Source organism: Pantoea sp. CTOTU49201 (assembly GCF_032054795.1).
GTDB classification, from domain to species: Bacteria; Pseudomonadota; Gammaproteobacteria; order Enterobacterales; family Enterobacteriaceae; genus Pantoea; species Pantoea symbiotica.
The window spans coordinates 1-10,283 of record NZ_DAMBSA010000141.1 but is presented as its reverse complement, the minus strand read 5'-3'; the positions used below and the strand labels follow the sequence as shown (position 1 = coordinate 10,283).

General features: G+C 53.9%; 7 protein-coding genes and 1 pseudogene. 4 read left to right on the top strand and 4 right to left on the bottom strand.

Annotated features, from left to right (window positions below; all coding sequences use genetic code 11):
- A partial coding sequence (locus RTY00_RS11795) for an ATP-binding protein (protein ID WP_312664569.1) occupies positions 1 to 868 on the top strand: 868 nt, incomplete at its 5' end.
- The gene (gene dcuR / locus RTY00_RS11790; protein WP_008102769.1) at positions 865 to 1,584 is read left to right on the top strand and encodes a two-component system response regulator DcuR; all 720 of its coding nucleotides are present in this window, start codon (positions 865 to 867) and stop codon (positions 1,582 to 1,584) included. The genes RTY00_RS11795 and dcuR, both read left to right, overlap by 4 nt.
- Here the strand turns inward: dcuR and RTY00_RS11785 are convergent.
- Both RTY00_RS11785 and RTY00_RS11780 read right to left on the bottom strand, forming a co-directional pair.
- Entirely contained in the window at positions 1,578 to 2,543 is a 966-nt protein-coding gene (locus tag RTY00_RS11785) for an FAD:protein FMN transferase (RefSeq protein WP_312664568.1), read from the bottom strand. The genes dcuR and RTY00_RS11785 overlap by 7 nt on opposite strands.
- Positions 2,544 to 2,689: 146 nt before the next feature.
- Positions 2,690 to 5,470, bottom strand: coding sequence for a flavocytochrome c (locus tag RTY00_RS11780; RefSeq protein ID WP_154152585.1), 2,781 nt, complete (start codon positions 5,468 to 5,470; stop codon positions 2,690 to 2,692).
- A 605-nt stretch (positions 5,471 to 6,075) separates the two neighbouring features.
- Between RTY00_RS11780 and RTY00_RS11775 the strand changes: the two genes are divergently transcribed.
- Positions 6,076 to 7,590: an anion permease gene (locus RTY00_RS11775; protein WP_312664567.1), complete on the top strand. Its 1,515-nt coding sequence runs from the start codon at positions 6,076 to 6,078 to the stop codon at positions 7,588 to 7,590.
- A gap of 164 nt (positions 7,591 to 7,754) precedes the next feature.
- Positions 7,755 to 9,398, top strand: a complete 1,644-nt coding sequence (gene fumA, locus RTY00_RS11770; protein ID WP_008102761.1) for a class I fumarate hydratase FumA — start codon at positions 7,755 to 7,757, stop codon at positions 9,396 to 9,398.
- Positions 9,399 to 9,499: 101 nt separating this feature from the next.
- Here fumA and RTY00_RS11765 read toward each other — a convergent pair whose 3' ends face one another.
- Both RTY00_RS11765 and adh read right to left on the bottom strand, forming a co-directional pair.
- The gene (locus tag RTY00_RS11765) at positions 9,500 to 9,712 is read right to left on the bottom strand and encodes a hypothetical protein (RefSeq protein WP_008102759.1); all 213 of its coding nucleotides are present in this window, start codon (positions 9,710 to 9,712) and stop codon (positions 9,500 to 9,502) included.
- 172 nt (positions 9,713 to 9,884) lie between these two features.
- Positions 9,885 to 10,283, bottom strand: a pseudogene (gene adh / locus RTY00_RS11760) (aldehyde dehydrogenase); the annotation flags it as partial.

Sequence of the window (10,283 nt, the reverse complement as noted above, 5' to 3'; positions counted from 1 at the left end):
GCTGCTGAACGATTCGATGGGTACCATCAGCGGCGACCGCATCTACGATGCCTCAGTGATTAACGATCATCTGCGGGATGTGCTGCACAGCGGGCGGGCGCGGCGTGATGAAGAGTTGAATGTGAATGGCCGCGTGTTGCTAAGTAATACCGTGCCGGTGCGCAGCCAGGGACGGATTATCGGCGCGGTCTGCACCTTCAGGGATAAGACGGAAATCAGTCAACTGATGCAGCGTCTGACGGGCATGGTAAACTACGTCGATGCGCTGCGTGAGCGCTCGCACGAGTTTATGAACAAGCTGCATGTGATCCTCGGCCTGCTGCACATGAAAAACTACACGCAGGTGGAAAGCTACATTCTCAAAACCGCCAATAATTACCAAACGGAGATCGGTTTCCTGCTCGATAAGATTAAATCGCCGGTGATTGCCGGTTTCTTGCTGAGCAAAATCAATCGTGCATCGGATTGCGGCCATCGCCTGACCATCAGCGATGCCAGCTTCCTGCCCGACAGCGGCAATGAGCAGCAGATGGCGGCGCTGATTACGGTGATCGGCAATCTGATTGAGAACGCGCTGGATGCGATGAGCGAGCAGGTAGAAGGCGAGATTCACGTGATGCTGCACTACCAAAACGGTTGGCTGACCTGTGAAGTGAGTGATGATGGTCCGGGCATTGAAGCCGATCATCTCAGCACCATTTTCGATAAAGGCTTCTCCACCAAAGGCGAAAACCGTGGTGTCGGGCTGTTTCTGCTGCAGCAGCAAACCGAAAATATCGGTGGCAGCGTGAGTGTCGAGTCAGAACCCGGCGTGTTTACCCAATTTTTAGTCCAACTTCCCTGGGATGGAGGAAACCAATCCGCATGATCAATGTGTTAGTGGTCGATGATGACGCCATGGTCGCCGAGCTTAATCGCGCGTATATCGGCCAAATTCAGGGCTTTCACTGTTGTGGCACCGCCTCAACGTTGAAGCAGGCGAAAGAGATCCTGTTCAACAGCGATACCGCGGTCGATCTGGTGCTGCTGGATATCTATATGCAGCAGGAGAATGGCCTCGATCTGCTGCCGGAGCTGCGCACGGCGCAGAGCGCGGTGGAAGTGATCATCATTTCGTCAGCGGCCGATGCGGAGAATATTAAAACCTCGCTGCACTACGGTGTGGTGGATTACCTGATCAAACCGTTCCAGTTCCCGCGTTTTGAAGAGGCGCTGACCGGCTGGCGGCAGAAGAAGTCGCTGATGGACAATCAGCATTACTATCAGCAAGCGGATGTAGATCTGTTGATTCACGGCAGCCCGGCGACGCAGCACGACAACAAGCGCCTGCCCAAGGGTTTAACGCCGCAAACGCTGCGCACGTTGTGTCAGTGGATTGATGCGCATCCGGGGCACGAATTCTCCACCGACGAACTGGCGGCTGAAGTGAATATCTCGCGCGTATCCTGCCGTAAATACCTGATTTGGCTGGCGCAGATTAATATTCTGTTCACCAGCATTCACTACGGCGCGACCGGTCGCCCGGTGTACCGCTATCGCCTGCAGCCGGAATACCATTCGCTGCTGCAGCAATATTGTCAGTAACGCAGCTGCCAGTCGAAATCGAGCTGCTGGAAGTGGAAATGATGCGGCGAGGAGCAGATGATCTGCCGATCGCGCGTAACGAAAACCGCGTCGATGTCGGGCTGGTCAGCGAGATAAGCCAGCCCTTGCTCCACGCCCATGCCGTAGAGCAGCGTGGTGTAGATATCACCATCAATTGAGCGATCGGAAATCACCGTCACGCTCAGCAGTTCGTTATCCAGTGGATAGCCGGTTTGCGGATCAAAAATATGATGCCAGCAGCGGCCATCCAGTTCGAAGTAGCGTTCATAAATCCCCGACGTCACCACCGATTTACCCTGCACCTGCAGCACGCCTAACAGCTCATCATCGCGTCCAAACGGCTTTTTCAGGCCAATGCCCCAACCTTGCGGCTCGTGCGGCGGCGAGCCCAGCGTCTGCACATTGCCGCCCAGATTGATCAGCGCCTGCTGCACGCCCTGCTGACGCAAAAACACCTGCACGCGATCGGCGATGTAGCCTTTGGCGATGGCACCGAGATCGATCTCCATGCCCGGCTGTTGCAAAAACACCGAGCGTTCGGCGGGATTGAGCAGCACCTGATGCGGATCGGTGAGTTTCAGCAGTGAGGCGATTTCCAGCGCAGGCGGCACGGCGCGACCGTGAAAGCCGATTTTCCAGCGTTTCACCACCGGGCCGATGGTGAAATTGAAGGCGCTCTCCGGCAGCAAACTCACCGCGTGCGCCACGCTGATCAAGGCAAACACCGCTTCGCTGACGATCACCGGATGGCGGCCTGCGGCGTGGTTGATCGACATCACTTCGGATTCAGCGCGATTAACGGTGAACAGGTTTTCCTGCTGTTTGATCAGTTGAAATACGTGGCGGGCAAGCGTGGGATTGTCATCGAACAATTTGAGCAGAATGGGTGAACCCATCAGAACGGCAGAATAGGCATAGACGCCAGCGTCGGTGTTCATTGATGCCTCTTCTCAGACAGAAAAAGATGCCTGCACGTAACGTGAATCACCATTCGGTCACCATGAATGGTGACCCTACAAAACCTGTAGGGTGCGCATTAATGCGCACCGAATGGAATGAACGACCTGGCAGGCGGCGAGAGATATTAATTTCCTAACGCCAGTTTAGCCGCGTTATGACCGGCTTTGATACCGAAGATGATGATATCAGCCACTGCGTTACCGCCGATGCGGTTGGCGCCGTGGATGCCGCCGACCACTTCACCCGCCGCCCAGGCACCTGGAATCACCTCTTTCTGCGCATCCAGCACCGCGGTATCGGTGTTGATGGTCACGCCGCCCATGGTGTGGTGCACGCCCGGTGCGATACGAATCGCGAAGTACGGACCTTTATTCAGCGGATGACGCAGCGCGGTTTTACGACCGAAGTCTTCGTCATCCTGCTTCGCCACGAACTCGTTGTAACGACCCAGCGTGGTTTGCAGCGCTTCCTGATCCATGTTGAGTTTCACCGCCAACTCGTGTGGCGTTGGTGCGCTGATAACAAAGCCTTTGGCGATGTATTCGTCAGCCGCTTTGTTGTTGGCGCGAACCTGCTCATCAAACACGATCCACGCACTCTTCTCTGGCAGCGCGATGATCTCAGCGGAAACTTTGTCACGGGTTTCCATTTCGTTATAGAAACGCTTGCCCGCCTGGCTCACCAGAATCGCCCCGCCGCCGCGCATCGCTTCGGAAATCAGGTACGAGGTGGTTTGCTCAACCGTTGGGTGAATCTGGATTTCGCCCATATCCACGGTATCCGCACCGATGTGTTGCAGCATGGCGATGCCGCTGCCGGTGGCGCCTTTGTGGTTGGTGGTGACGAAACCGTCCAGCTCAGGGCGGTATTTCACCACCATTTCGCGGTTGGCACTGAAGCCGCCGGTCGCCACAATCACGCTTTTGGCGTTGATGATGCGGCTGTCGTTGTACTCATCCACCACTTTCACGCCGGTAACCGCGCCGTTTTCCACCAGAATTTCCGCTACCGAGGTTTCCAGCAGCACTTCGATATTGCGCTGGTTAACGTTTTTCACCAGGCCGCTGATCAGGAAGCCGCCGACCGCAGAACGATCTTCCGGACGATGCGTACGATCAATGCTCATGCCGCCAGTGATGGTGATGTCGCACAGCTCGATCTCTTTCGCTGCCAGCCACTCAATCGCTTCGGGTGCTTGCTCAACAAACTCGCGCAGCAGCACCGGATTGTTTTTGAATTTGCCGCCTTTCAGCGTCTCTTCGTAGAACAGCTCTTTGCTGTCTTCGATGCCTTTCAGCTTCTGATAACGGGTTTCCGCCGCGTTCATGCCCACTGAAGCTTTGATGGTGTTACCGCCGATGGTTGGCATCTTCTCGATGATCACCACGCGAGCGCCATCGTCATGCGCCTGAATCGCCGCCGCCAGACCGGCACCGCCGGTTCCCACTACCACGACGTCGTAATTCACCGGGGCATTCGGGTTACCGCCCTCTTCAATCACATACTCTTTGCTTGAGGTGGTCATGGCGCGCGATACCGCTTTTTTCAGCGCTTCACTCTGGGTAGTTGCGCCGGTGATGGCATCCACGTGCGGGCTGTTCGCCACCAGAATGCGTTCACGCAGGCTTTCGAAGGTGCTGGTGAAGTCGACGTCGAGGCTTGGATCCGGCACCAACGAGATATCGGTGATACGGTCGGTGTCGAGCGTGACGTTGATTTTCAGCTTCAGCGCTTCGGCTTCCACTTTGGCCTGATACACGCCCGCTTTGTATTTACGGCCGGTATCGCTGGTGTCGCGGATCATCGCATCCACCAGCGAGAAGCGCCACAGCGGTTCGGGAATGGTCAACTCTTCGCGCTTGGTGCTGTCGATATACAGCTCCATATGCTGATTTTTGATGACGCGATCGGTCCAGTCCGGATAAGCGATGCAGGCTTTACCGACTGCTACTAAGTCGAAACCGTGTTCCAGCGCGTTCTCGGCATCTTCTTTATTGACGATGCCGCCAACGCCAATCACCGGCACTTTCGCCAGGTTAGGTGAGCGTTGCGCCAGATATTTGGTGATCAGCGGCGTTGGGTCTTGGGTATCGACAATCGACGGACGCAGCAGCTGTCCCACCGAGAAGTGCACGTAATCGAGACCGCGTTCCGCCAGTTTCTCCAGCAGGTAAAGCGTGTCGTCCCAGCGGATGCCCGGCACTTCCAGCTCTTCCGGTGAGAAGCGATAACCGATGATGAAGTCTGCCGCAGCGAAGCGGTCCGCCATCTTGTGGGTGATTTCCAGCACTTCCAGTGGGAAACGCGCGCGATTGTCGCGGCTGCCGCCCCATTTATCGTCACGCTGGTTGGAGTTTGGCGAGTAGAACTGCTGGATCAGATAGGTGTTGGCACCGTGGATTTCTACACCGTCGAAGCCGGCTTTGATCGCACGGTTAACTGCATCACCAAACTTGGTGATCATCACATCCACTTCTTCTGCAGTCAGCGCCTGAGGTTTGGTGGCACCGTCACGCGGTGCGGCGATGGCGCTCGGTGCGACCGGAGTTTTACCGCCGATCAGCGCCGGTTCCACCATGCGGCCACCGTGATAGATCTGCAGCACCGCTTTGGAGCCTTGAGACTTGATGGCGTGGGCAATTTTCGCCAGGCCGGGGATTTTGTTGTCGCTGTCGATACCGAGCGCGCCTGGGAATGCAGGACCACGGTTATCAATAAAGCAGCACTCTACAATTACGGTACCGATGCTGCCGGCACGCACGCGATAATATTCGACAAGGTCACTGGTAACACCGCCATCGTAATAACCGGTACAGGTGGTCATCGGCGCCATAACCAATCGGTTTTTAAGCACCGCACCTTTCGGTAGCGTAAGCGGATTAAGAATCGGGGTGAGCGTATTCATGATGAGCAACTCCAGAATTAAGAAACTTTGTATTCAATTCTTTGGCGGTTCGGAGACATTTATAATTATTTGAGTGGTCCGATTTCATGGCGTAAATATACCATTTTATTTACTTACATAACCTTATTCGTTAGTTATATAAGTTTTACGCATGGAAATAATATTTGATACCTATTGCTGAAAGTTGCGCTGAGCTAAGTTTTAACCAAGACTTGACAAAAATCAACTTTTTCCTTACATTTAAAACAAATCCAGCCTTATCATAAAGATAAATCGTCTCCTTTCTCTGTTTTTTGCTTGATTTGTGCCGTTTTATTCACCTCACACAGTTAATTTTCACCTAATGGTTCATTTATTAAGGCGTGCATGTTTAAAGCAAAAAAACCACGAATAAATTTTATTGATCTGGATCAAAATAGATATTTTAATTAATCGCATCATAGGCGCATCCATTAGATAATTCGCGCATCAAATTTTGTAAATAGCGATTTATTAAAACTCAGTTTTAAATGTCACGACTAATCTGTTAAAAGAGTTTTGTAACTAAAAAAACCAGCTTGGTTCGGGGCGTATATACGCATTCTCCATAACTTGCAGACAAAACTATGAACACACAAACAACCCAGAGTGAATCCCTCACCGCGCCTCCCGCGGCACCGGGGAAGAAAAAGAACCGCCTGATAATGTTGTGCCTGCCAATTATTGTGGCTGTGCTGTTGCTGCTGGTGCCGACTCCTGCGGGATTGGAACCTTACGCATGGCACTTCTTCGCCATTTTTGTCGGGGTTATTGTGGGACTGATTTTCGAACCGCTGCCGGGCGCCGTTATCGGTTTAACCGGCGTGGTGGTGATTGCGCTGTTCAGCCAGTGGGTGTTGTTTAGCCCGGCAGAACTGGCGGATCCCAAGTTCAAAACCGCTGCGCAGTCGTTCAAATGGGCGGTAAGCGGCTTCGGCAACTCCACGGTGTGGCTGATCTTCGGTGCCTTTATGTTCGCCGCCGGCTACGATAAAACCCAGTTCGGCCGTCGCCTGGCGCTGATTCTGGTGAAGTATCTTGGCCGCCGCAGCCTGACGCTGGGTTACGCTATTACCTTCGCTGACCTGTTGCTGGCACCGTTTACGCCATCCAACACCGCGCGCAGTGGCGGTACCATCTATCCAATCATTGCTAACCTGCCGCCACTGTACGGTTCAAAACCGAATGACCCAAGCGCACGTAAGATTGGTTCTTACCTGATGTGGGTCGCCATCACCGCCGCCTGTATCACCAGTTCAATGTTCCTTTCTGCTCTGGCTCCTAACCTGCTGGCTCTGGCGCTGGTGAAAAGCGTGGTAGGCTTTGATATCTCATGGGGCATGTGGTTCCTCGCCTTCCTGCCGCTGGGTGTGCTGCTGATTCTCACCATGCCGCTGCTGGCTTACTGGCTCTATCCGCCTGAAGTGAAGGTGAATGACGAAGTGCCGCGCTGGGCTACTGCTGAGCTGGAAAAACTCGGCAAGCTGAAACGTAACGAAATCCTGCTGCTGGGCTTCGTGGTTGCGGCGCTGATGATGTGGATCTTCGCCACCGCGTGGATTGAACCGGCAATGGCCGCGCTGTTAGTCATCGTGCTGATGCTGTGGACCGGTGTACTAAACTGGAATGACATCACCAGCAATAAAGCCGCATGGAACACCTTCGCCTGGTTCGCCACGCTGGTTGCGCTGGCAGATGGTTTAGCGCGCGTCGGTTTCATCGCCTGGTTGGGTAAAGAAGGTGCGATGCTGCTGCACGGTTATGACCCACAGGTTTCTGCCGTAGTACTGTTAATCGCCTTCTACCTGCTGCACTACTTGTTCGCCAGTACCACCGCGCACACCACCGCGCTGCTGCCAGCCATGCTGACTATCGCCGCCTCAATTCCGGGCATCAACATGCCGGTATTCTGCTTGATGATGTGTGTTTCTCTGGGTGTGATGGGCATTATTACCCCGTACGGCACCGGCCCAAGCCCGATTTATTACGGTAGCGGCTATCTGCCAACCAAAGATTACTGGCGCCTGGGCACCATCTTCGGCGCGCTGTTCCTGGTTCTTCTGATGGTTGTAGCCTATCCATGGATGGTGATGATGTTCTGATGATGTTGCTTCGATGTTAAAAACGGAGCCGCGCATTACCGTGAAAATGTTATGATGCTCGCCAGTCAGCCCCTGCGGAGGGCTGGCGAGAGAAAATTGAATAACAGACTGCCTAATTTGTCGCCCGTCATGCTGGCGGGCAACACGAAGCTAAGTGAGCCAACATGTCGAACAAACCCTTCTATTATCAGAATCCCTTTCCTCTCGCCAAAGATGATACCGAATACTATCTGCTGAGCACTGATTACGTCTCGGTGGCCAACTTCGATGGCGAAGAAGTCCTGAAAGTCGATCCCAAAGCGCTGACGCTGCTGGCGAAGCAGGCATTCCACGATGCCTCTTTCATGCTGCGCGCCTCGCATCAGGCGCAGGTCGCGTCAATTCTTGCCGACGACGAAGCCAGCAAGAACGACAAATACGTTGCCCTGCAGTTCCTGCGCAACTCTGAAATTGCCGCCAAAGGCGTGCTGCCAACCTGTCAGGATACCGGCACCGCTATCATCATGGGCAAAAAAGGCCAGCGCGTCTGGACCGGCGGCGGCGATGAAGCCGCACTGTCGCAAGGCGTCTACAACACCTTTATTGAAGATAACCTGCGTTATTCACAGAATGCCGCGCTGGATATGTATAAAGAGGTGAATACCGGCACCAACCTGCCGGCGCAGATTGACCTATATAGCGTTGATGGCGACGAATACAAATTCCTGTGCATTGCTAAAGGTGGCGGTTCCGCCAATAAAACCTATCTATATCAGGAAACCAAAGCGCTGATTACGCCCGCCAAGCTGAAAAATTATCTGGTCGATAAGATGATGTCGCTGGGTACCGCCGCTTGCCCGCCGTACCACATTGCGTTTGTGATTGGCGGTACTTCAGCCGAAGCCACGTTGAAAACCGTCAAGCTGGCCTCAACCCACTATTACGATTCGCTGCCGACCGAAGGTAATGAACATGGTCAGGCCTTCCGCGACATTCAGCTGGAAGAAGAACTGCTGAAAGCCTCGCAGGAACTGGGCCTCGGCGCGCAGTTTGGTGGTAAATACTTTGCCCACGATATCCGCGTGGTACGTCTGCCGCGTCATGGCGCATCCTGCCCGGTAGGTATGGGCGTATCTTGCTCAGCAGACCGTAACATCAAAGCCAAGATCAACCGTGAAGGTATCTGGATTGAGAAGATGGAAGACAATCCAGGCCGCTACATTCCGGAAGAACTGCGTCAGCAGGGCGAAGGCGAAGTGGTGCATGTCGATCTGAACCAGCCGATGAGTGAGATTCTGGCGCTGCTGTCGGCTTATCCAGTCTCAACCCGCTTGTCACTTAATGGCACCATCATCGTGGCGCGCGACATTGCCCACGCTAAGTTGAAAGAACGCATCGATAACGGCGAAGGTTTGCCGCAGTACATCAAAGATCATCCGGTCTATTATGCGGGTCCGGCGAAGACGCCAGAAGGTTATGCCTCTGGTTCACTCGGCCCAACTACTGCAGGTCGTATGGATTCCTACGTTGACCTGCTGCAGGCCAACGGCGGCAGCATGGTGATGCTGGCGAAGGGCAACCGCAGCAAGCAGGTTACCGATGCGTGTCATAAACACGGCGGCTTCTATCTGGGCAGCATCGGCGGCCCGGCGGCGGTGCTGGCACAGCAGAGTATTAAGAGTCTGGAATGCGTGGAGTATGCCGAGCTCGGCATGGAAGCGATCTGGAAAATTGAAGTGGAGAACTTCCCGGCGTTCATTCTGGTGGATGACAAAGGCAACGACTTCTTCCAGCAGATTCATAACAACTGCGCCGCCTGCGTGAAGTAATCTACGCATCGCACCGCAAAAAAGCCGTTATCGCGTGATAGCGGCTTTTTTATTGCGATATTTCTGACGAATTGATCATTAAATGAGGCAAAGCAGAAAAGTTAAAAACGGAATTGGCTCTCCAGCTGACGCAATGTTTCCATCCGCTGCGCCGTGGCGACTTCGCGTGCTTTCACTTCCAACAGCAGGTCAGCATCGTTCTGACCAATCACATACACCGCCTGACGTCCAGGTAGGTTAACGGTAATAATATTTTGCTCCACTCCGTCCAGCATCTCGTCATGCTGTTCCAGGTAGTTATACAACGTGTTCATGGGATCTCCTTGAAAATAGGTGGGCTATTCTGCCCAATCGCATCCTTTAAACACACAAGACCTGGCTTAAAGATGCCACTTCCATCAGAAGTTTCTGGCGATAGAGTCATCCTGCGGTCGCAAGATGACGAAGAGATGAAAAGGCAGCGAATCACTCCGCTGCCTTTTATCATCAGAAGAAACCAAGCGGTTGCGTGCTGTAGCTCACCAGCAGGTTTTTAGTTTGCTGATAATGGTCGAGCATCATTTTGTGGGTTTCGCGGCCAATCCCCGATTTCTTATAGCCGCCAAACGCAGCGTGCGCCGGATAGAGGTGATAACAGTTGGTCCACACGCGACCAGCTTTAATCGCGCGCCCCATGCGATAGGCGCGGTTGATATCGCGCGTCCAGACGCCGGCGCCAAGCCCGTAAATCGAGTCATTGGCGATAGCCAGCGCTTCCGCTTCATCTTTGAAGGTCAGCACGCCAACCACCGGGCCAAAGATCTCTTCCTGGAACACGCGCATGCTGTTATCGCCTTTCAACAGCGTTGGCTGGATATAGTAGCCGCTGGCCAATTCCTCGCCCAC